The following is a 21154-nucleotide window of genomic DNA, read 5'->3' as shown; positions in this document are numbered from 1 at the left end:
CAGACGAAGGAGTTGCGGATGGATCTCAATGCGGCAACGGCGGCGGGGGCACGCCGCTGTGGCAGGGACTCGCCATCCTTTTCAACAGGGGTTGTCACCGTGTGCAGTCACATGCGTACATGGAGTGGCACGAGTGGCACACCGATCGGGCGGGGGTGGTCAGCGGTGGCTGAGACCGCGGGCTCCGTGATGCTCGCCCGGTCGGCGATGGGCCGTGCCGGGCCGGATCCGCAGCGCCTGGCCGGGCGCCCGGTCCGCGGCACGCGCCGGGTCAGCGCCGCGCTGGCGGGCCTCGCGGCCTCGGCCCGGCACGAGCTGCTGACCTTCGACGACCCGGCCGCCTCCGCGTCGCGCGCGATCCCCGAGCCGTTCCTGGAGCTGGCGGGAGCGTGCATGCGGGCGGCGACGGAGCGGGCCGCGGAGGTCCGCCGCATCGTGCCCCGCCACGCCCTCCCCCACGTGGCGGGCACGGTCCGGGTGCCGGGGCGGGCGCGGGTCGCCGACGCGATCCCCTTCAAACTGATCGTCGTCGACCGCACGGTCGCGGCCGTCCCCCTCGACCTCGAACTCCTCTACAACGGCCTGCTCCTGATCCGCGACCCGGTAGTGATCGCGGCCCTCGTCCGCGCCCACCACACCACCTGGGACACCGCCCAGGAACTCACCGGCCTCACCCCACCCTCCCGCGACCTCCCACCCCAACTCCGCCCGGTCCTGGAGGCGCTGCTCGCGGGCCTGACGGACGAGACGGCGGCGACGCGCCTGGGCATGTCGCCGCGGACGTACAGCAGGCGGGTGGGCGAGCTGATGTCGGCGCTCGGCACGACGAGCCGCTTCCGCGCGGGGGCGGAGGCGGCTCGAAGGGGGTGGGTGTGAGAGTGGGTTCAGTGGCGGATCACGTAGATGAGCCGAGCCACGATGGCCGCCACCGAGAGGATGAGGAATCCCCAGCCGACAAAGATCGCCGGCCCTTGGAGCCTCCTCGCGTACGCCTCACTCTCTCCCGGCCTTTGCGCGAACCTCTGCCTGAAGCCCTTGATGTCGAACACCAAAGCCGCACCGAGCGGCAGAGGGATCGTGAACAACAGGATTCCTGCCATGCCTGCCCTTCCTCACGTCACCACAGCAGAAGCTGACTCCCGTTGACCGAGGATCAGCACGCGGTCGGCTGGTCCTCCGGGCACCGGGTCGCGTGCGCCCTCACGACACGATGTCCTTCCGGCTGAACCCCCGGAACGCCAGGGCGAAAAGGATCATTGCGTACGTGACCGACACCGCCGCGCCCTTCGCCATCCCCGCCCACTCCAGCTGCGGCTGCAGCGCGTCGATCCAGGCGAACTGCCAGTGGGCCGGGAGGAAGGCGCGCCAGTCGCCGAGGGCGGTGACGGCGTCGAGGACGTTGCCGAGGATGGTGAGGCCCACGGCGCCGCCCACCGCGCCGAGCGGGGCGTCGGTGCGCGTGGAGAGCCAGAAGGCGAGGGCGGCGGTGACCAGTTGGGAGACGAAGAGGTAGGCGACGACGAGGGCGAGGCGGAGCAGGGCGGTGGTGGCGGGCAGGGCGCCGCCGGTGGGGAGGGCGAGCGGGCCCCAGCCGTAGGCGACGGTGCCGGCGACCAGGGCGACCAGCGGGAGCAGGAGCATGGCGGCCGCGCTGAAGCCGAGGGCGACGGCGAGCTTCGACCACAGCAGGCGGGCCCGGGGCACGGGCGCGGCCAGCAGGTAGCGCAGCGAGGACCAGCCGGCCTCGGCGGCGACGGTGTCGCCGCAGAACAGGGCGACCGGGATCACGAGCAGGAAGCCCGCGGAGACGAAGAGGCAGGTCGCCGCGAAGTTGGCGCCGGAGGCGGTCGCGGTGTCCATCAGGGTGATCCGGTTGTTGGCCGCGCCGTCCGGGCCCCCGCCGATCGCGAAGGCGGCGATGAGGACGAACGGCAGGGCGGCCAGGATCAGCCCCATCACGAGCGTCCGGCGGCGGCCGAGCTGGCGGACCGCCTCCACGCGCAGCGGCAGCGTGCGGCCCGGGGCGTAACCGGTGGCCGTGGCGGTGACGGTGGCGGTGGCCGGGTCGGTCGCGGTCATGCGGTCTCTCCTCCGATCAGGGTCAGGAACGCGTCCTCCAGGCGGCGGTGCGGCCCCACCCCGGTCACCGGCACGTCGAGCCGGACCAGTTCGCCGATCAGGGCGGTGGCGGTGGCCGGGCCGTCGCCGCCCACGCGCACCAGCAGGCCGGCCTCCGTGCGTACCGCGCCCAGCTTCTCCACGACCTCGTCCGGCACCGGGCCGTCCAGGGTGACGAGGAGCGTGTCGCCGGAGCCGGTGATCTCGCCGACCGGGCCGGCCGTGACGAGGCCGCCGCGGTCCATGACCACCAGGTGGGTGCAGGACTGCTCGACCTCGGCGAGCAGATGGCTGGAGACGATGACGGTACGGCCGCCGGCCGCGTACCGGATCATCACCTCCCGCATCTCGCGGATCTGCGGCGGGTCGAGCCCGTTCGTCGGCTCGTCGAGGATCAGCAGGTCGGGCAGGCCCAGCATGGCCTGGGCGATGGCGAGGCGCTGCCGCATGCCCTGCGAGTAGGTGCGTACGGAACGCGACAGCGCGCCGCCGAGATCGGCGATCCGCAGCGCCTCGTCGAGGTGGGCGTCCTCGGCCGGGCGGCCGGTGGCGCGCCAGTACAGCTCCAGGTTCTCGCGGCCGGACAGGTGCGGCAGGAAACCGGCGCCCTCGACGAACGCGCCGACCCGGGAGAGCACCGGGGCACCGGGGCGGATCGCGTGGCCGAAGACCCGGATCTCGCCGGCGTCGGGCGTGATGAGGCCCATGAGCATGCGCAGGGTGGTGGTCTTGCCGGCGCCGTTGGGGCCGAGCAGGCCGAGCACCTGGCCGCGTTCGACGCGGAAGGTCAGGTCGCGGACGCTGTACCGCTCGCCGCCCGCGTACTTCTTGGTCAGCCCGGTGATCTGGAGCGGCACCGCGGCCAGTCGCGGGTCGGCGGGCGGGGCGGCCGTCCGGCGCCGGGCGGTCAGCAGCAGCGCCGCGGCGACGAGCGCGCCCGCGAGCGGCAGGCCCCACACCCACCACGGCAGCCCGGTCGCCCGCCCGGTCACGGCCGGTGCGGTCGGGACGGTCAGGGGGCCCGCGACGGAGACCGTGTAGGTGGCGGGCGCGGCCGGCGAGGCGTAGCCGAGGTCGGTGGCGGCGAGCACGAGCCGCAGCCGGTGTCCGGTCGGCACCTCGTGGTCCACGGCCGGCAGGGTGAGCGCCAGCTCCTGACCAGGGGCCGCGTGCTCCACCCGTACGGGCGTGACGAGTTGCGCGGGCAGCACCTGCTGACGGCCGTCGGGGCCCACGTCGTACACCTTGGCGAAGAGCACCGCCGAGCCGTCGGGCGCGGTCGAGGTCACCCGGACGCGGACGGTCGGGGCGCCGGTGACGTGGATCGGGCGGGTCTGCGGCCGGGCGTCGAAGGCCGCGAACTGGCCCGGGAAGTCGAGCGAGAGGCCCACGCCGAGGGAGGAGGACAGGGAGGAGAGCCCGCCGCCGAGGCCGGGCACGGCGGAGAGGGCGGGCGGGTTCGCGCCGGCCGGGTTGGCGAAGGACTGCGGCCGGCCGGACAGGGCGACGCGGACGGGTCCGGCGGCGAGGCCGGGGTAGCGGGCGGCGGTGGCGGCGCGCAGGGTGGCCCGGCCGTCGGTGGAGTCGACGCCTCCGGTACGGCTGACGCGGAAGGCGGGTCCGGTGTCGACGGACGTGTCCCGCTTGAGGTGGCGGTCGAACCAGGCGGTGATCCGGGCCTCGACGCGCCCGGTCTCGCGGTCGCCGCCGTCGTGGCCGCCGGCCGTCCAGTCGACGGCGACGGGCGCGCCGTTGGCGGCGATGGTCCGGGCCATGGCGTCCGCCTGGCCGAGCGGGAAGAGGGAGTCGGCCTGGCCCTGGACGATCAGCGCGGGCACCTTGATGCGGGCACCGACGGCGGAGGGGCTGCGGGCCTCCAGGAGCGAGCGGGCCGCGGCGTCGGGGCGGCCGGAGACGGCGACGCGCTGGTAGAGGGCGCAGACCTCGGGGCTGAACCGGCCGCAGGCGCTGCCGTGCGTCGCGCCGGCCGAGAAGAAGATGCCGGACCAGAGCTTCTTGAAGACGCCGTTCGGGAACAGGGCGTCGGCGAGGTTCCAGTACGTGATCTGCGGGGCGATCGCGTCGACGCGCGGGTCGTACCCGGCGGCGAGCAGCGCGACCGCGCCGCCGTAGGAGGCGCCGGTGACGCCGACGCGCGGATCGCCCGGCTTGTCGAGCAGCACCTCGGGGCGGCGGGCCAGCCAGTCGACGAGCCCGCGCACGTCCTTGACCTCGCGCTGCGGGTCGTTGAGGCCGATCTGCCCGGTGGAGGCGCCGAAGCCGCGCGCGGACCAGGTGAGCACGGCGTATCCGGCGCGGGCGAGCTGTTCGGCCTGGGCGCGGACGTCGTCCTTGGAGCCGCCGAAGCCGTGCCCGAGGAGGACGGCGGGGCGCCGGCGGCCGGGCTCTCCGGAGGTGAAGTACGAGGTGTCGAGCCGTACGCCGTCGAGGGCGAGCGTCCGGTCGGCGCGCCGCACCGGCGCGGGGTCGTCGGCGGCGGCGGCCCTCCAGGCGACACCGCCGCCCGCGAGCACGGCCAGGACGGCGAGGATCGCGGCCCACCGCGGGACCCTCCGGGGAAGTCGCAGCTGCATGGGTTCGAGCCTAAGCGGCGGGGCGCGCGCGACCCGGCTGCTCGGGGCGGAACTCGGCGGCCTCCTCAGGTCGTACGCGCCACCGGCTCCGTACACCAGCCGCGGTATGCGCGCGGACGCCGCCCCCGGCTCAGGCGACCAGTCGGCCCAGGAGCCCGTCCGCCACCGGGTACGGCCGCTCCTTGGGCAGCAGCGCCTCCGCCTCGGCCAGTCGTCCCTCGCGCACCAGGCCGTGCGTCTCGTGGGCGAGGGGCGTCACGTCGCGGATCGCGACCGTCCACTCGTCCGCGTACCGCCGCGACGCCTCGCCGGCCAGGCCGAGCTGGAGCGAGCGGTGGTCGAGGGCGCGCAGGCGCAGGTCCCGCTCGGGGTCCCACTGCACCCGGGCCGGCGCGCGCTTCAGCTCCCGCTGCCAGGCGGCCCGGTCGGGGTGCAGGCCGGGCGCGTAGTGGGAGAGGCAGGCGTGGCGCAGGGCCCACTCGAAGCCCTCGCGGGTGATCTCGACGGCGAGGACGGTCTCCTGACCCTCCTTCAGGCCCCAGCCGCAGCGGTACGCCATCCACAGGAACGAGGGCTTGATCCAGGTCATCCGGTCCCGCTTCCAGGCGGCCGGGAAGCGGCCGTCGCGGGCGGCGGGGAGGCCGAGCGAGGGGTTGTACGCCTGGTAGACCGTCACCGTGGTGTCGGTGTGCAGGGCGCGGATCTGGTGCTTCGGGGGCTGAACGGGATCGGACATGGCCCCCAGGGTGCGTCGGCACGCGCCCCGGGGGCCACCGGATTTTCGCCCGTCGGCGGCCGCCGGGCCGCTACGGCACGTTCGGGGTGGCCTCGCAGCTCGCCGTGGCCGTGTCCGTGCCGCCCTCGCCGTCGCAGATGTCGGGGCCGCCCGCGCCGCCGTCGAGGTCGTCGTCGCCGGGGCCCGCGTGGATGCGGTCCGCGCCGTCGCCGCCGAAGAGGTCGTCGCGGCCGCCGGCCGTGCCGACCGAGGCGGTGAGGTTGAAGTCCGCGTTGTCGCCGAAGATCGAGTCGTTTCCGCCGCCGCCCTCGATCCGGTCGTCGCGGGCGGAGGTGATGCCGGCGTCCACGACCGAGCTCTCGCCTACGAGGATCTCCGAGCCGGTGCCGCCGATGAGGTGATCGCGGCCCGCTCCGCTCGCGAAGCCACCGGTCGCGGACCGGATGTTGTGATCGCCGATCTGCAGGGCGCCGTCGGTGCCGCCGTTCAGGGTGTCGTCGCCGCCGTCGCCGCTCGCGTTCCCGGTGGCGTCGGAGTCCCCGATCATGAAGTCGGTGAAGCCGGCCCCGCCGAGCAGCGTGTCGTCGCCCGCGCCGTCGGCGTCGCCCGCCGTGGCGCGCGAGTCGCCGACCATGTCGTCGTCCGCGTCCCCGCCGTCCAGGAGGTCGCGGCCGCCGCCGGTCGCGTTGTTGCCGAGGCTGTCGCCGACCATGACGTCGCTCTCGGTGCCGCCGTACAGCTTGTCGTTGCCGCCGCCGGTCGCGTCGCCGCCGGTGGCCCAGCTGTCGCCGACGAGGACGTCGGCGCCGGCGCCGCCGGTGAGGGTGTCGTTGCCGCCGCCCTCCGCGTTGCCCGAGGTGTTGCGGTCGTCGCCGGTCAGCCTGTCGTTTCCGTCGCCGCCGTCGATCTGGTCGTTGCCGAGGCCGCCGTTGATCTGGTCGTTGCCGTCGAGGCCGCACACCCGGTCGTTGCCGCCGAGGCCGTTGATGACGTCCGCCCCGGAGGTACCGATGATCACGTCCGCGCCGCTCGTGCCGTTGGTGGTCACCCCCGGGGTGGTGATCACGATCGTGGCCGGCTTGCCGAGGCAGGTCGGCACCTTCGCCTGGGTCTCCGCCCGCACCGGGCCGGCCAGGCCGACCACACCGCCCAGGACGAGCAGCGCGGCCGCCGCGGCTCGCGATCCGGCCCGTCCGCCGGCCACCCGTCCGCCGGCCACCCGTGCTCCGGTCCTCTGACGACGACTCGTCATCGACGTTCCCTTCGATTCATGAACATGCATCCGGATGGGGATGTGTAACCGAAAGTGACGCCGACCGGTCGTGACGAGCACGCACTGCAGTCGGATGGCGCAAGCGGACGGCCCGCACGGCGGACATGCCGTGCGGGCCGGTGCGTGCGGGCCGGGTGCGAGCGGGCCGCGGGTGGGATCAGTGGTTGCGCGGGAAGCCCAGGTCCACGCCGGCCGGGGCCTCGGACGGGTCGGGCCAGCGGGTGGTGACGACCTTGCCGCGGGTGTAGAAGTGCACGCCGTCGTTGCCGTAGACGTGGTGGTCGCCGAAGAGCGAGTCCTTCCAGCCGCCGAAGGAGTGGTAGCCCACCGGCACCGGGATCGGCACGTTCACGCCGACCATGCCCGCCTCGATCTCCAGCTGGAAGCGGCGGGCGGCGCCGCCGTCGCGGGTGAAGATGGCGGTGCCGTTGCCGAACGGCGAGGCGTTGATGAGCGCCACGCCCTCCTCGTAGGTCTCGGCGCGCAGCACGCACAGGACCGGGCCGAAGATCTCGTCCTGGTACGCCTTGGCGGTGGTCGGGACGTGGTCCAGGAGGGACAGGCCGATCCAGTGGCCGTCCTCGTGACCCTCGACGGTGTAGCCGGTGCCGTCGAGGACGACCTCGCAGCCCTCGGCCGCCGCGCCGTGCACGTAGGAGGCGACCTTGTCGCGGTGGACGGCCGTGATGAGCGGGCCCATCTCGGAGGTCGGGTCGTTGCCGGGGCCGATCTTGATCTTCTCGGCGCGCTCGCGGATCTTCTGGACCAGCTCGTCGCCGATCGCGCCGACCGCGACGACCGCGGAGATCGCCATGCAGCGCTCGCCGGCCGAGCCGTACGCCGCCGAGACCGCCGCGTCGGCGGCCGCGTCGAGGTCGGCGTCGGGCAGCACCAGCATGTGGTTCTTGGCGCCGCCGAGCGCCTGGACGCGCTTGCCGTTGGCGGAGGCGGTGGTGTGGATGTAGCGGGCGATCGGGGTCGAGCCGACGAAGGAGACGGCGGAGACGTCCGGGTGCTCCAGGAGCCGGTCCACGGCCACCTTGTCACCGTGCAGGACGTTGAAGACGCCGTCCGGCAGGCCCGCCTCGGCGAGCAGCTCGGCGATCTTCAGGGACGCCGACGGGTCCTTCTCGCTCGGCTTGAGGACGAAGGTGTTGCCGCAGGCGATGGCGATGGGGAACATCCACATCGGCACCATGGCCGGGAAGTTGAACGGGGTGATGCCGGCGACGACACCCACCGGCTGGCGGATCGCGGCCACGTCCACCCGGTTGGACACCTGGGTGGACAGCTCGCCCTTGAGCTGGGTGGTGATGCCGCAGGCCAGGTCGACGATCTCCAGGCCGCGGGCGACCTCGCCGAGCGCGTCCGAGTGCACCTTGCCGTGCTCGGCGACGATCAGCTCGGCGATGGCGTCGCGGTTGGCGTCGAGCAGCGCGCGGAAGCGGAAGAGGATCGTGGTGCGCTGGGCCAGCGAGGAGGTGCCCCACGTCGCGAAGGCGGCCTTGGCGGCGCCGACGGCCGCGTCGACCTCCTCGACGGAGGCGAGCGCCACCTGCGTGGTGACGGCGCCGGTGGCCGGGTCGGTGACCGGGCCCCAGTTGCCCGACGTGCCCTCGACGCTCTTGCCACCGATCCAGTGGTTGACGGTCTTCGTCATGACGGAATGCTCCTTCTGGCTGCTACAGGTGGCGGCGTCGGGCGGTGACGTGCCGGTCGTACTCCTCGCGGGCCTTGACCGCCGACGGTCGGGTCGAGGTCTCGGCCACGGGCACATCCCACCACGCCTGGGCCGGGGGCGGGCCCGACACACTGTCTGCCGTTTCGGTCTCGACGTAGACACATGTGGGAACCGTCGCCTCCCGCGCTTGCGCGAGGGCTTCCCGCAGGTCACGCACGGTGCGGGCGCGCAGCACCCGCATGCCGAGGGAGGCGGCGTTGGCGGCCAGGTCGACGGGGAGCGGCGGGCCGGTGAACGAGCCGTCCTCGGCGCGGAAGCGGTAGTCGGTGCCGTAGCGCTCGGCGCCCACCGCCTCCGACAGGCCGCCGATCGAGGCGTACCCGTGGTTCTGCAGGACGACCACCTTGATCGGCAGCCGCTCCTGCACCGCGGTGACGATTTCGGTGGGGTTCATCAGATACGTACCGTCGCCGACGAGCGCCCAGACGGGCCGGCCCGGCGCGGCGAGGGCGACGCCGATGGCCGCCGGGATCTCGTATCCCATGCAGGAGTAGCCGTACTCGACGTGGTACTGGTCCGAGGAGCGGGCCCGCCACAGCTTGTGGAGGTCGCCGGGGAGCGAGCCGGCCGCGTTGATCAGGATGTCGTCGGGGGTGACCAGAGTGTCGAGTGCGCCGAGCACCTGGGCCTGGGTGGGGCGGGCGTCCTCGCTCTCGGCGGCGTAGGCGGAGTCGACGCGGGCGGCCCAGCGAAGCTTCTCCTCGGCGTACTCGTGGACGTAGTGCGCGGGGACGTGGTGCTGTTCCAGCAGCACGTGGAGCTGCTCCAGGCCCTCGCGGGCGTCCGCGACCAGCGGGAGCGCCGACAGTCTGTGGCTGTCGAAGGCGGCGACGTTGAGGTTGACGAACCGTACGCCCGGGTGGCCGAACAGGGTCGAGGACGCGGTGGTGAAGTCGCTCCAGCGGGTGCCGACGCCGATCACCAGGTCGGCGGTGCGGGCCAGGTGGTCGGCGGCGGCGGTGCCGGTGTGGCCGATGCCGCCCAGGTCCTGGGGGTGGTCGTGGGGCAGCGCTCCCTTGCCGGCCTGGGTGGAGGCGACCGGGATGCCGGTCCGCGCGGCGAAGTCGGACAGCGCCTCCTCGGCGCCGCTGTACTTGACGCCGCCGCCGGCGACGATCAGCGGACGGCCGGCCCGGCCGATGGCCGCCGCCGCCGCGTCCAGTTCGTCCTCGTCCGGCGGCGGGCGGCGCACCCGCCAGGTCCGCTCGGCGAGGAACTCCTCGGGCCAGTCGTGGGCCTCGGCCTGCACGTCCTGCGGCAGGGCGAGGGTGACGGCGCCGGTCTCGGCGGGGTCGGTGAGGACCCGCACCGCTTCGAGGGCGGCCGGGATCAGGGCCTCGGGGCGGACGATCCGGTCGAAGTACCGGGAGACGGGCCGCAGGCAGTCGTTGACGGAGACGTCGCCGGCGTAGGGGACCTGGAGCTGCTGGAGGACGGGGTCGGCGGGGCGGGTGGCGAAGGTGTCGCCGGGCAGCAGCAGGACGGGGATCCTGTTGATCGTGGCGAGGGCGGCGCCGGTGACGAGGTTGGTGGCGCCGGGGCCGATGGAGGTGGTGACGGCGTGCGTCCGGAGCCGGTTCGACTGGCGGGCGTAGCCGACGGCCGCGTGCACCATGGCCTGTTCGTTGCGTCCCTGGTGGTACGGCATGAGCGCGGCGTGCTCGACGAGCGCCTGGCCGATTCCGGCGACGTTGCCGTGGCCGAAGATGCCCCAGGTGGCGGTGATCAGGCGGCGGCGCACGCCGTCGCGCTCGGTGTGCTGCGCGGCGAGGAAGCGCACCAGGGCCTGGGCGACGGTCAGCCGGACGCTCACGCGTATCCCTCCGTGTGGTCGGGGTGGAAGCTGATGCGCCACGCGCGCTCGGGACCGGGGCCCGCCATGACGTTCAGGTAGTAGAGGTCGTGGCCGGGCTGGGCGATCGACGGGCCGTGCCAGCCGTCGGGGACGAGGACGGTGTCGCCGGTGCGGACCTCGGCGAGCAGCTCGGTGCCGCCGGGGCGGGACGGGGTGATCCGCTGGTAGCCGTAGCCGTGCGGGCCCTGGACCTCGTAGTAGTAGATCTCCTCCAGGACGGACTCCTCGCCCGGGCGGTGCTCGTCGTGCTTGTGCGGCGGGTAGGAGGACCAGTTGCCGCCGGGGGTGATCACCTCGACGGCGATCAGCCGGTCGCAGTCGAAGCCGCCGGCCGCGGCGAAGTTCCGCACCTCGCGGGTGCGGTTGCCGCTCCCGCGGGTCTCGACGGGAACCTCCGGCGCGGGGCCGTAGCGGGCGGGGAGTCGTCGCTCGCACTTCGCTCCTGCCAAAGCGAAGCGGCCTCCCGCACCGGAGGCGATCTGGGCGTGGGCGTCCCTGGGCACATAGGCGAAGTCCGAGACCCCGTCGAACACGCTCGCGCGGCCCACGAGTTCGAGGATTTCCCCGTCTGCGCGCACCGTACCGCCCCCGGACAGCGGAAGCACCACCCATTCGCTGTTCCCTGACTCGAACTCGTGGGTCCCGCCGGGCGGCAGGTCGAGCACGCGCAGCGACGTGTGCGTCCAGCCGGCCAGCACCGGCTCGATGTCGACGGCGTACGGGCCGCGGGCGGCGGTCCCGGACGGGAGGTAGGGGTGCGGTGTCGCTTCCATGATCTGTGCCTACCCGTTGTCCGTCCCCCTCACCGGCTCCGGTCGGAGTTCGGGGTGATCTCGGGGTCGCCGGCTCCGGGGTTCTCGGGGACCGCCCCGGTGCCGGTGTCCAGGGCGAGGGCGATCTCCGCCTCGTGGGGCATCGCGGAGGAGCAGGCGAGCCGGCCGGCGACGATCGCGCCGGCCGCGTTGGCGTGGCGCAGCACCCGCTCCAGGTCCCAGCCGGCGAGCAGGCCGTGGACGAGCGCGCCGCCGAACGCGTCGCCGGCGCCGAGCCCGTTGACGACGTCGACGGGCAGCGGCGGGACCTCGGCGGCGGTGCCGTCGGCGGCGAGGGCGAGGACGCCCTTGGGGCCCTGTTTGACGACGGCGAGGCGGACACCGGCGGCGAGCAGGGCGCGGGCCGCGGCGTGCGGCTCGTGCTCTCCGGTGGCGATCGCGCACTCCTCGACGTTGCCGACGGCGACCGTGGCGTGCCGCAGCGCCTCCCTGTAGAGCGGCCGGGCCGCGTCGGCGGGCGTGTCGCCGTCCCAGAGGGTGGGCCGCCAGTCCAGGTCGAAGACGGTGAGCGCCGGCGCGGCGGCGTGCGCGGCCCGCTCGCGCAGCGCGGCGAGGGTGGCGGAGCGGCTGGGCTCGGCGCTCAGCCCGGTGCCGGTCATCCAGAAGGCGCGGGCGGTCCGCAGGGCCGGCAGGTCCAGCTCACCGGGGTGGATCTCCAGGTCGGGGGCCTTGGGGTGGCGGTAGAAGTGGATCGGGAAGTGGTCGGGCGGGAAGATCTCGCAGAAGGTGAGCGGCGTCGGGTAGGCCGCGACGTCGGTCACCCAGCGGTCGTCCACCCCGAACGCCCGCAGTTCGCGGTGCAGGTACGTGCCGAAGGGGTCGGCGCCGGTGCGGCTGACCAGCGCGGTGCGGCGGCCCAGGCGGGCGGCGGCGACGGCGACGTTGGCCGGCGAGCCGCCGAGGAACTTCCCGAAGGTCTCTGCCCGGGCCAGCTCCACGCCGACGCGCAGCGGATAGAGGTCCACCCCGAGCCGGCCCATCGTGATCAGGTCGAACGGCTGGTCGTACGGCTCGGCCGCCATGCCACGTCACCTCTCGCCACGGCCCCCCGGGCCCACGCCCCAGGTCTATCCACGGCCCCGGGCGGTGTCAACGACATGTCCGGACATTCGGACGGCCCGGCGGACGACGTCTTGACGCCCTCCGGTGTCCGTCCCAAGGTGGCATTCATGACGAACCCGACGAACCCGTCGCCGCCGTCCCGTATCCGCGTGGGTTCCGCCCCCGACTCCTGGGGGGTGTGGTTCCCCGACGATCCCCGGCAGGTGCCGTGGCAGCGGTTCCTCGACGAGGTGGCGGGCGCCGGCTACGCGTGGATCGAGCTCGGCCCGTACGGCTATCTGCCCACCGATCCGGCCGTCCTCGCGGAGGAGACCGCGCACCGGGGGCTGCGGGTGTCGGCCGCGACCGTGTTCACCGGGCTGCACCACGGGCCCGACGTGTGGGAGCGGACCTGGGGACATGTGGCCGAGAACGCCGCCCTCGCCCAGGCCATGGGCGCCGAGCACCTGGTCGTGATCCCCTCCTTCTGGCGCGACGACCGCACCGGCGAGGTGCTGGAGGACCGTGTCCTCGACGCCGGGCAGTGGCGGCATCTGACCCGCCTGACCGAGCGGCTGGGACACGAGGTGCGGGAGCGCTACGGCCTGCGGATCGTCGTCCACCCGCACGCCGACACCCATCTCGACAGCGAGGAGAACGTCACCCGCTTCCTCGACGCCACCGACCCCGGCCTGGTCTCGCTCTGCCTGGACACCGGGCACTACGCCTACTGCGGCGGCGACAGCGTCAAGCTGATCGAGACCTACGGCGAGCGGATCGGCTATCTGCACCTCAAGCAGGTCGACCCGCAGGTGCTCGCCCGGGTCGTCGCCGACGAGGTGCCGTTCGGCCCGGCGGTGGCCGGCGGGGTGATGTGCGAGCCGCCGTCCGGGATCCCGGCCCTGGAGCCGGTGCTCGCCGCCGCGCGGGCCCTGGACGTCGAGCTGTTCGCGATCGTCGAGCAGGACATGTACCCGTGCGACCCGGACCGGCCCTACCCGATCGCCGAGCGCACCCGCCGCTTCCTCCGCTCCTGCGGCTACTGACACCCCCTGGTGAGTGATGTGTCACTTTCGTGACATCCATGGCCACTTCGTCACACATGTCTCCGTTACGCGGGTTTTCCGTCACAGGCGCTCGACAGCCGGTCCCCTCCTGTCGAAGGGGCCGTCTCCCGGGGCACAGGCTCAGTGATCACCGGCAGGCCGCCGGTGATCACCCGTGACGTCCGGCGACTCCCCCGACGGCGCCCCCGCGCCGTCGCCGCCGGACACGCAGGAGAGGTGCCACGCATGACGGACAGAAGGCTCTGGTCGTACAAGGACATCGCCGCGCACATCAAGGTGCAGCCGGACACGGTCCGCTCCTACCGGAAGCACGGGCTGCTCCCGGCGCCCGACCACGTCGAGTCGGGCAAGCCCTACTGGTACGCGGACACCATCCGCACCTGGGTCGCCAACCGGCCGGGGAACCGGGGCCGCTAAGGCCTGTCCGGCGGATCAGGGCCGGCAGGCCGCGGCGTCGGGCGCGGTGCGCGCAGGGCGGTCCGGTGCGGTGCATGCAGGGCGCCACGCGGCGCGGCCCCGGCCCCGGCCCCGGCCATGATCCGCCGGACTGGCCCTAGCCGACGGGCTCGGGCTCCCGCTCGGGCCGCGGCGCCCCGGATATCCCCCGCTCGTCGCCGCCGTCGCCGCCCTCGCTGATGCCGAAGCGGTCGTGGAGGCGGCGCAGCGGCCCGGGGGCCCACCAGGTGAGGCGGCCGGTCAGCTTCATGACGGACGGGACGAGCAGGCTGCGCACCACCATGGCGTCCATGAGGACGGCGAGGGCGACCCCGAGGCCGAGCATCTTGGTGTTGGTGACCCGGGAGGTGCCGATGGCGACCATCACGACGGCCAGGATGACGGCGGCCGCGGTGATCAGTCCGCCGGTGCGGCTCAGTCCGAAGCGGACGGCGTGCTCGTGGTCGCCGGTGGCGTCGTACTCCTCCTTGATGCGGGAGAGGAGGAACACCCCGTAGTCCATGGAGAGTCCGAAGGCCACGCAGAACATCAGGACGGGCAGCGTGGTCTCGATGTCGCCGGTCGCGGTGAAGCCGAGCAGTCCGGAGAGATGGCCGTCCTGGAAGACCCAGACGACGGCGCCGAACATGGCGGTCAGGCTGAGCGCGTTGAGCACGACGGCCTGGAGCGGGATGAGGGCGCTGCCGGTGAGCAGGAAGACCAGGACGAGGGTGACGACGGCGATGATGCCGGCCGCCCAGGGCAGCCGCTCGCCTATGGCGTCCTTGGAGTCGACGAGGACGGCGGCGGCGCCGGTGACGGCGGTGTCGAACGGGGCGGGCTCGGCGCGCAGTTCGCCGACCACCCGCTGGGCCCCGGCGCCGACGCTCTCGCCGTCGGGGACGACCGTGAAGTAGGCGCGGGCGGGCTCGCCGGCCGGGGCGGTCACCGGCCCGTCGACGCGGGCGACGCCGTCGAGCCGGGCGATCCGCTGCCGGTAGTCGGCGTACTGGCCGGCGGTGGCCCGGCCCTCGGCGAGCACGGTGAGCACGCCGCCCGGGTTGCCGGGGAAGCCGTCGCGGAGCTGGTCCTGGACGACCCGGGACTCGGCGGTGGACGGGAGCTGGCGGTCGTCGGCGGTGCCGAAGGTGACGCCGAGGAAGGGCAGTCCGAGCAGCACCAGCCCTGTGGCGGTGGCGACGGCGAACCAGGGCGCGCGCCGCATCACGAGGCCCGCCGCCCGCCCCCAGCCCGCCCCGGCCTCGGCGGCCTCGGGGCCCCGGCCGGTCTTCCGGCGGAAGAGCCGGCGCAGGTCGAGGGCGTTGACCCGGTCGCCGAGGAGGAGCAGCGCGGCCGGCAGCAGGATCAGGGCGGCCGCGGCGGCGAGCAGGACGACGGCGATGCCGGCGTAGGCGAAGGAGCGGAGGAAGTACTGCGGGAAGACCAGCATGGCGGCGAGCGAGACGGCGACGGTCAGGGCGGAGAAAAGCACGGTCCGCCCGGCGGTGCGCAGGGTGATGGCGACGGCCGCCGCCGGGGCGGCTCCGCCGGCCAGCTCTTCACGGAAGCGCCGGACCACGAACAGGGCGTAGTCGATGGCGAGTCCGAGACCGAGGGCGGTGGTGAGGTTCAGGGCGAAGACGGAGACGTCGGTGAGCTCGGTGAGGCCGCGCAGCACCGCGTTGGTGCCGAGGATGGCGACGACGCCGATGCCGAGCGGCAGCAGGGCGGCGACGGCGCTGCCGAAGACCATGACGAGCAGCACGAGGGTGAGCGGCAGGGCGATGACCTCGGCCCGCAGCAGGTCCTCCTGGATGAGCGTCTGCATCTCGTGGCGGACGGCGAGCGGGCCGCCGACGGAGACCCGCACGGGTCCGTGGGTGCCGCGGAACTCGGGTGCGATGCGCTCCAGGACCGCGCCGGCGGCCTTCTCCTCGCCGTCGATCCGGGCGGCTATGACGGCCTGGCGGCCGTCCTTGGAGCGCAGCGCCGGGGAGCCGGTCTGCCAGTAGGAGCCGGTGCCGGCGACGCCCGGCTCGGCGTCGAGCCGCTGGGCGAGCCGGCGGGCCTCGGCGGCGACGGCCGGCGAGTCGACGCCGGCCGGGCCAGCGTCGACGAGCAGCAGCACATTGGGCTGGGAGGCGGGGAACTCGCGCTCCAGGACCCTGATCGCGGACGTGGACTGGGCGTCCGGGTCCTCCCAGCCGCCGCTGCCCATCCGGTCGGCGACCCCGCTGCCGGCGAACACCGCGAGGGCCGTGACCACGAGCGCGAGCAGGAGCGAGAGGCGCGGGCGGGCCGTGACGAACCTCGTCCAGCCGCCGGGGCCACCCGGCGCGGACCCGGGCCCGGTGCCCTCGGATCCGGACCCACCCCCCGTGGGCAGCGCTTTCTTGACTTCGGCCATGACGCGGTGTCCCCTTCACCTTGACCCCGTGCAGACAGACCGTGCAGGGGTCGCCCATTGCCCGACCATTACCCATAGACTGGCAAACACGAGTGATCGCTCGCGTTTTTCAAGAATGCGAGCAACCTCTCGTGTTTGTCAATCGCGTTCAGAGAGGCTGGGGACAGCCATGTCCGAGGAACCGAAGCCGCGCCGCCGCCAGGCCCGCGGCGAGCGCCGCATCGCGCAGCTGCTCCAGGCCGCCGCGGACGTCTTCTGCGCGAAGGGCTACACGGCGGCGAGCACCAACGCGATCGCCCGGGAGGCGAGCGTCTCGCCGGGCACGCTCTACCAGTACTTCCCGAACAAGGAGGCGATCGCCCTCGAACTGGGCGACCGGCTGCTCGCCGAGATGCGCGCGGCCCACGGCCAGGCCTTCACTCCCGCGAACCTGGGACTGCCGCTCCCCGAGCTCGTCGACGCCGTCCTCGACCCTCTGATCGAGTTCAACTGCCAGAACCCGGTCTTCCTCGCACTCATGCACGGCTCCGAGATCCCTGGCCGGATCGCCGAAGAGCACGACGCCCTGCACGCCCAGATGCTGGCCGCGGCCGGCGATCTGATGACTCACTACCTGCCCGGCAGCGAGCCCGCCGAGCGCGCCCGGATCGCCGATATGATCTTCGCCATCGTGAAGGCGGGGCTCGCGCTCGTCCTGGCCGCACCCGAGGGCCCGGAGCGGCAGGCGGTGATCACCGAGCTGAAGACGGTCCTGCTGCGCTACCTCGGCCCGCTCCTCGCCGAGGCCGAGGGACAACCCCACCAGCCCTCCCAACCCCACCAGCCCTCGCATTCCCACCAGCCCCCGCAGTCCCAGCAACCCCCGCAGCAGCTCACCACGACTCCGAGCCCGTGATCCGCTCCGGCTCGGGCACGGCGGCCCCCGCCCCCGCCCGCAGCCGCATCGCCAGGAGCGGGAACGCGAGCACCGACACCATCCCGGCCCCCACGAGCGCCGCCGCCTCGCCCGCCGTCAGCACCTTGTCGTCGACGCCGATGGTGGTGATGGCGACGACGAGCGGCAGCGCCGTGGAGCCGTAGAGGACGAGCGCGCCGCGGTCGCGCCGGCCGAGGTCGCGCGGCGCGAGGAACCACACCGGCCCGCCCCGCACCACCAGGAACAGCACCAGGAAGAGCGGCAGGAGCAGCAGCGTGCGGCCGCCCGCGAGCAGCGAGTCGAGGTCGAACTCGATGCCCGTGACGACGAAGAAGACGGGCACGAGGAAGCCGAAGCCCACGGCCTCGACCTTCTCCAGGATCTCCGGCCCGCTCTCCGGGGCGGCCCCGGTGAGCAGCAGCCGGGTGATCAGGCCGGCGGCGAAGGCGCCGAGCAGCACGTCGAGCCCGAGCGCCTGCGAGGCGCCCAGCATCAGGGCGAGCAGCAGGAAGACGAAGCGGACCGCGAACTGGGCGCTGGTGTGCAGGGTGCGGGCGATGATCCGGGAGAACCAGGGCGGCCGCGGGCGCAGCGCCCAGTAGACGGCGGCCGCGGTGAGCGCGGCGAAGACGGCGAGCAGGGCGGTGGACTGGGCCGGCTTGCGGCCGCTGAGCAGCAGCGCCATGGCGATGATCGGCCCGAACTCGCCGACGGCGCCGAAGGCCATGACCACCGTGCCGAAGCGGCCGTGCAGGTCGCCGGCGTCGCGCAGCACGGGCAGGACGGTGCCGAGCGCGGTGCTGGTGAGGGCGACGTCGATGAACACACCCTTGTCGTAGCCGCCGCCGAGCAGCACGCCGGCGGCGAGGCCGAGCACCAGGGCGGCCAGCCAGGCCCACACCGAGCGCCGCAGGGTGTCGCCGCGGACCTTGCCGAACTCGATCTCGTACCCCGCGAGGAAGATCAGCATGGCGAGGCCGAGCTGGGAGAGCCCGTCGACGAGTTCGCCGGGCCGGGCCCAGTCGAGGACGTCCGGGCCGATGACGATGCCGAGCAGGATCTCGAAGATGACGAGCGGGACGGGGATCCGGCGGCCGACCGCGTAGGCGAGCAGCGGCGCCAGGACGGCGACCGTCATGATGAGGATCAGGGTGGTCCCGGAGTGCGTCCCCGAATGCGACATAAGGGGTGAATATCACAGGGGTCCCCCTGCCCTCACGAGCGGCGCGACGAGGGTCACAGGGCGCACGAATACCCCCTGGGGGTACAGTGGGATGGTAGGACGGCGTACGGACCCGCAGAGCGCGGGACCACGCACCCCGAAGACGCGCACGCCTCGAAGAGGAGAACTCGATGACCGCCGAGACGAAGACCGAACTCACCACCGTCTACGAGGTCAAGGGCATGACCTGCGGCCACTGCGAGGGCGCGGTGTCCAGTGAGATCTCCGAGATCGCCGGCGTCTCCTCGGTCACGGCCGTCGCCGCGACCGGCAAGGTCACCGTCGTCTCCGCCGCCCCGCTCGACGAGCAGGCCGTCGCCGCCGCCGTCGACGAGGCCGGCTACGAGCTCGTCGGCCTCGCCTCCTAGCGAGCACACCCGGGAACGCGCGCACGGGGCGTTCCCGCGGCGCCCCCGCAGGGCCGTACGGTGACTACGTACGGCCCTGCTCCCGTTTGGAACCGCCCATGACCACCTCCGCGCCCGACACGGTCACCGAGCTGACGATCGGCGGGATGACCTGCGCCTCCTGCGCGGCCCGCGTCGAGAAGAAGCTCAACCGGATGGACGGGGTGGCGGCCACCGTCAACTTCGCCACCGAGAAGGCCCGGGTCGAACACCCGGCGGAGGTCTCGGTCCACGAACTGATCGCCACCGTGGTGCGGACCGGCTACACCGCCGAGGAACCTCCGCCGCCGCGGCCCGAGCCCTCCGCGGAAGAGGAGCCGGAGCAGGACCCCGAGCTCGCCTCGCTGCGGCAGCGGCTCACCGTCTCCGCCGTCCTCGCCCTGCCCGTCGTCCTGCTCGCGATGGTCCCGGCCCTCCAGTTCGACAACTGGCAGTGGCTGTCGCTCACCCTCGCCGCACCCGTCGTGGTCTGGGGCGGGCTGCCCTTCCACCGCACCGCCTGGACCAACCTGAAGCACGGCGCCGCCACCATGGACACCCTGGTCTCGGTCGGCACGCTCGCCGCCTTCGGCTGGTCGCTGTGGGCGCTCTTCCTCGGCGACGCCGGCATGCCCGGCATGCGGCACACCTTCGACCTCACCGCCTCCCGCGACCACGCCTCCTCCACGATCTACCTGGAGGTCGCCGCCGGCGTCGTCACCTTCATCCTCCTCGGCCGCTGTCTGGAGGCCCGCGCCAAGCGCAAGGCCGGCGCCGCCCTGCACGCCCTGCTGCGGCTCGGCGCCAAGGACGTGGCCGTCCTGCGGGACGGCGGGGAGGCCCGGATCCCGGTCGGCGAGCTGGCGGTCGGCGACCGCTTCGTCGTACGCCCCGGGGAGAAGATCGCCACCGACGGCACCGTCACCGAGGGCGCCTCCGCCGTCGACGCGTCCATGCTCACCGGCGAGTCCGCGCCCGTCGACGTGCTGCCGGGCGACGCCGTCACCGGCGGCTGCGTCAACACCTCCGGCCGGCTCGTCGTCGAGGCCACCCGGGTCGGCGCCGACACCCAGCTGGCCCGCATGGCGGCGCTCGTCGAGGACGCCCAGAACGGCAAGGCCGAGGTGCAGCGGCTCGCCGACCGGATCTCCGCCGTCTTCGTGCCGGCCGTGATCCTCCTCGCGCTCGGCACGCTCGTCACCTGGCTCCTGGTCACCAGCGACACCACCGCCGCCTTCACGGCCGCCGTCGCCGTCCTGATCATCGCCTGCCCCTGCGCCCTCGGCCTCGCCACCCCGACCGCCCTCATGGTCGGCACCGGCCGCGGGGCCCAGCTCGGCATCCTCATCAAGGGCCCCGAGGTCCTGGAGTCCACCCGTCGCGTCGACACCGTCGTCCTCGACAAGACCGGCACGGTCACCACCGGCCGGATGGAGCTGGCCGGCGTGCACGTGTACGGCGGCGCGTACGGCTCCGGCGGTACGGACGAGGCGGAGCTGCTGCGGCTCGCGGGCGCCCTGGAACACGCCTCCGAGCACCCGGTCGCCCGGGCGATCTCGGCCGGCGCCGCCGCGAAGGTCGGCGAGCTGCCCGTACCGAAGACCTTCGAGAACGTGCCCGGGCTCGGGGTGCGCGGCTCCGTCGACGGGCACCTGGTGCTCGTCGGGCGGGCCGCGCTGCTCACGGCCGACGGCATCGAGGTGCCCGGGCAGGCCGCCCCGGGCCTGGTGCACGTCGCCTGGGACGGGCGGGCCCGCGGGACCCTGGCGGTCGCCGACGCGGTCAAGGAGACCAGCGCGGAGGCGGTCGCCCGGCTGCGCGGCCTGGGCCTGCGGCCCGTCCTGCTCACCGGGGACGCCCGGCCGGTCGCCGAGCGGGTGGCGGCGGAGGTCGGCATCGACGAGGTGATCGCCGAGGTGCTGCCGCAGGACAAGGTGGCCGTGGTCAGGCGGCTGCAGACCGAGGGGCGCACGGTCGCCATGGTCGGCGACGGCGTGAACGACGCCGCCGCGCTCGCCACCGCCGATCTCGGCCTGGCGATGGGCACCGGCACGGACGCGGCCATCGAGGCGAGCGACCTCACGCTGGTGCGCGGGGACCTGCGGGTCGCGGCGGACGCCATCCGGCTGTCCCGGCGGACCCTCGCGACGATCAAGGGGAACCTGGGCTGGGCCTTCGGCTACAACGTGGCCGCGCTGCCGCTGGCGGCGGCCGGGCTGCTCAACCCGATGATCGCCGGCGCCGCGATGGCCCTTTCGTCCGTGTTCGTGGTGACCAACAGCCTGCGGCTGCGCCGCTTCTCGTGAATTGACCTACACGTGACTCACAGGACCTTCACAAAGAGATCTAGATCACAGATATTTGGGGGTAACCATCTGGGCCGTTCGCGAGTCTAAGTGGGCGATGCCAAGAACGTCTTGGGGGACGTTCATGGGATGTCTTGGGGGACGTCCCAGGCAAGCGCGGCCGGGGCACGTGCACCGGGGAGCTTTGAGCGGCCCTCCCGTACGTACCCCGGCAGACCGCGCCG

17 protein-coding genes are annotated in these 21154 nt (G+C 73.7%); 6 read left to right on the top strand and 11 right to left on the bottom strand.

Features of this window, described 5'->3' with window-relative positions; all coding sequences use genetic code 11:
* Nucleotides 1-165: 165 nt before the first annotated feature.
* A complete protein-coding gene (locus tag ACFYU9_RS07460) occupies nucleotides 166-876 on the top strand; it encodes a DNA-binding response regulator (protein ID WP_389206327.1) in 711 nt (236 codons plus the stop codon).
* Between the two features lie 8 nt (nucleotides 877-884).
* Here the strand turns inward: ACFYU9_RS07460 and ACFYU9_RS07455 are convergent, their stop codons facing one another.
* From ACFYU9_RS07455 to iolC, 9 genes are all read right to left on the bottom strand, one after another.
* Nucleotides 885-1100, bottom strand: coding sequence for a hypothetical protein (locus tag ACFYU9_RS07455; protein ID WP_389206329.1), 216 nt, complete (start codon nucleotides 1098-1100; stop codon nucleotides 885-887).
* Between the two features lie 100 nt (nucleotides 1101-1200).
* Complete coding sequence (locus ACFYU9_RS07450; RefSeq protein WP_389206331.1) at nucleotides 1201-2079, bottom strand: ABC transporter permease; 879 nt, start codon at nucleotides 2077-2079, stop codon at nucleotides 1201-1203.
* A complete protein-coding gene (locus ACFYU9_RS07445; RefSeq protein ID WP_389206333.1) occupies nucleotides 2076-4712 on the bottom strand; it encodes an alpha/beta fold hydrolase in 2637 nt (878 codons plus the stop codon). The genes ACFYU9_RS07450 and ACFYU9_RS07445 overlap by 4 nt, the downstream gene beginning before the upstream one ends.
* Before the next feature lie 130 nt (nucleotides 4713-4842).
* Nucleotides 4843-5448: a DUF4291 domain-containing protein gene (locus ACFYU9_RS07440; RefSeq protein WP_389206335.1), complete on the bottom strand. Its 606-nt coding sequence runs from the start codon at nucleotides 5446-5448 to the stop codon at nucleotides 4843-4845.
* A gap of 70 nt (nucleotides 5449-5518) precedes the next feature.
* Nucleotides 5519-6700 (bottom strand): calcium-binding protein, encoded by a 1182-nt coding sequence (locus tag ACFYU9_RS07435; protein ID WP_389343446.1) that lies wholly within the window; start codon nucleotides 6698-6700, stop codon nucleotides 5519-5521.
* Nucleotides 6701-6878: 178 nt separating this feature from the next.
* Nucleotides 6879-8381 (bottom strand): CoA-acylating methylmalonate-semialdehyde dehydrogenase, encoded by a 1503-nt coding sequence (mmsA, locus tag ACFYU9_RS07430; protein WP_389206339.1) that lies wholly within the window; start codon nucleotides 8379-8381, stop codon nucleotides 6879-6881.
* 22 nt (nucleotides 8382-8403) lie between these two features.
* Nucleotides 8404-10275, bottom strand: a complete 1872-nt coding sequence (iolD, locus tag ACFYU9_RS07425; protein WP_389343443.1) for a 3D-(3,5/4)-trihydroxycyclohexane-1,2-dione acylhydrolase (decyclizing) — start codon at nucleotides 10273-10275, stop codon at nucleotides 8404-8406.
* Nucleotides 10272-11090 (bottom strand): 5-deoxy-glucuronate isomerase, encoded by an 819-nt coding sequence (iolB, locus tag ACFYU9_RS07420; protein WP_389206343.1) that lies wholly within the window; start codon nucleotides 11088-11090, stop codon nucleotides 10272-10274. The genes iolD and iolB overlap by 4 nt, the downstream gene beginning before the upstream one ends.
* A 29-nt stretch (nucleotides 11091-11119) precedes the next feature.
* Nucleotides 11120-12172, bottom strand: coding sequence for a 5-dehydro-2-deoxygluconokinase (iolC, locus tag ACFYU9_RS07415; protein ID WP_389343440.1), 1053 nt, complete (start codon nucleotides 12170-12172; stop codon nucleotides 11120-11122).
* A 147-nt stretch (nucleotides 12173-12319) separates the two neighbouring features.
* Here iolC and ACFYU9_RS07410 point away from each other — a divergent pair, with 147 nt between their 5' ends.
* The gene (locus tag ACFYU9_RS07410) at nucleotides 12320-13237 is read left to right on the top strand and encodes a sugar phosphate isomerase/epimerase family protein (protein WP_389206347.1); all 918 of its coding nucleotides are present in this window, start codon (nucleotides 12320-12322) and stop codon (nucleotides 13235-13237) included.
* A gap of 246 nt (nucleotides 13238-13483) precedes the next feature.
* On the top strand, nucleotides 13484-13675 hold the full coding sequence (locus ACFYU9_RS07405) for a helix-turn-helix transcriptional regulator (protein WP_389206349.1): 192 nt from the start codon (nucleotides 13484-13486) through the stop codon (nucleotides 13673-13675).
* A gap of 136 nt (nucleotides 13676-13811) precedes the next feature.
* Here the strand turns inward: ACFYU9_RS07405 and ACFYU9_RS07400 are convergent, their stop codons facing one another.
* Nucleotides 13812-16100, bottom strand: a complete 2289-nt coding sequence (locus ACFYU9_RS07400) for an MMPL family transporter (protein ID WP_389206351.1) — start codon at nucleotides 16098-16100, stop codon at nucleotides 13812-13814.
* 169 nt (nucleotides 16101-16269) lie between these two features.
* Between ACFYU9_RS07400 and ACFYU9_RS07395 the strand changes: the two genes are divergently transcribed.
* Nucleotides 16270-16995 (top strand): TetR/AcrR family transcriptional regulator, encoded by a 726-nt coding sequence (locus ACFYU9_RS07395; protein WP_389343437.1) that lies wholly within the window; start codon nucleotides 16270-16272, stop codon nucleotides 16993-16995.
* Here ACFYU9_RS07395 and ACFYU9_RS07390 read toward each other — a convergent pair.
* Entirely contained in the window at nucleotides 16973-18199 is a 1227-nt protein-coding gene (locus tag ACFYU9_RS07390; protein WP_389343434.1) for a cation:proton antiporter, read from the bottom strand. The genes ACFYU9_RS07395 and ACFYU9_RS07390 overlap by 23 nt on opposite strands.
* A 170-nt stretch (nucleotides 18200-18369) precedes the next feature.
* Between ACFYU9_RS07390 and ACFYU9_RS07385 the strand changes: the two genes are divergently transcribed.
* Together ACFYU9_RS07385 and ACFYU9_RS07380 are read left to right on the top strand one after the other, a co-directional pair.
* Complete coding sequence (locus ACFYU9_RS07385) at nucleotides 18370-18606, top strand: heavy-metal-associated domain-containing protein (protein ID WP_389206357.1); 237 nt, start codon at nucleotides 18370-18372, stop codon at nucleotides 18604-18606.
* 98 nt (nucleotides 18607-18704) lie between these two features.
* Nucleotides 18705-20930, top strand: coding sequence for a heavy metal translocating P-type ATPase (locus tag ACFYU9_RS07380; RefSeq protein WP_389343431.1), 2226 nt, complete (start codon nucleotides 18705-18707; stop codon nucleotides 20928-20930).
* Nucleotides 20931-21154: the final 224 nt, after the last annotated feature.

The organism is Streptomyces sp. NPDC004327 (assembly GCF_042873935.1).
GTDB lineage: Bacteria > Actinomycetota > Actinomycetes > Streptomycetales > Streptomycetaceae > Streptomyces.
Note: the sequence above shows the minus strand (reverse complement) of the source record. Positions and strands in the feature narration are given on the sequence as shown.

Bases quoted from the DNA above. Each gene is read 5' to 3' on its own strand.
- ACFYU9_RS07400 (WP_389206351.1), bottom strand. From the start codon at position 16,100: ATGGCCGAAGTCAAGAAAGCGCTGCCCACGGGGGGTGGGTCCGGATCC.
- mmsA (WP_389206339.1), bottom strand. From the start codon at position 8,381: ATGACGAAGACCGTCAACCACTGGATCGGTGGCAAGAGCGTCGAGGGC.
- ACFYU9_RS07380 (WP_389343431.1), top strand. From the start codon at position 18,705: ATGACCACCTCCGCGCCCGACACGGTCACCGAGCTGACGATCGGCGGG.
- ACFYU9_RS07405 (WP_389206349.1), top strand. From the start codon at position 13,484: ATGACGGACAGAAGGCTCTGGTCGTACAAGGACATCGCCGCGCACATC.
- ACFYU9_RS07435 (WP_389343446.1), bottom strand. From the start codon at position 6,700: ATGACGAGTCGTCGTCAGAGGACCGGAGCACGGGTGGCCGGCGGACGG.
- iolB (WP_389206343.1), bottom strand. From the start codon at position 11,090: ATGGAAGCGACACCGCACCCCTACCTCCCGTCCGGGACCGCCGCCCGC.
- ACFYU9_RS07390 (WP_389343434.1), bottom strand. From the start codon at position 18,199: ATGTCGCATTCGGGGACGCACTCCGGGACCACCCTGATCCTCATCATG.
- ACFYU9_RS07445 (WP_389206333.1), bottom strand. From the start codon at position 4,712: ATGCAGCTGCGACTTCCCCGGAGGGTCCCGCGGTGGGCCGCGATCCTC.
- ACFYU9_RS07395 (WP_389343437.1), top strand. From the start codon at position 16,270: ATGTCCGAGGAACCGAAGCCGCGCCGCCGCCAGGCCCGCGGCGAGCGC.
- iolC (WP_389343440.1), bottom strand. From the start codon at position 12,172: ATGGCGGCCGAGCCGTACGACCAGCCGTTCGACCTGATCACGATGGGC.
- ACFYU9_RS07450 (WP_389206331.1), bottom strand. From the start codon at position 2,079: ATGACCGCGACCGACCCGGCCACCGCCACCGTCACCGCCACGGCCACC.
- ACFYU9_RS07410 (WP_389206347.1), top strand. From the start codon at position 12,320: ATGACGAACCCGACGAACCCGTCGCCGCCGTCCCGTATCCGCGTGGGT.
- ACFYU9_RS07385 (WP_389206357.1), top strand. From the start codon at position 18,370: ATGACCGCCGAGACGAAGACCGAACTCACCACCGTCTACGAGGTCAAG.
- ACFYU9_RS07440 (WP_389206335.1), bottom strand. From the start codon at position 5,448: ATGTCCGATCCCGTTCAGCCCCCGAAGCACCAGATCCGCGCCCTGCAC.
- ACFYU9_RS07455 (WP_389206329.1), bottom strand. From the start codon at position 1,100: ATGGCAGGAATCCTGTTGTTCACGATCCCTCTGCCGCTCGGTGCGGCT.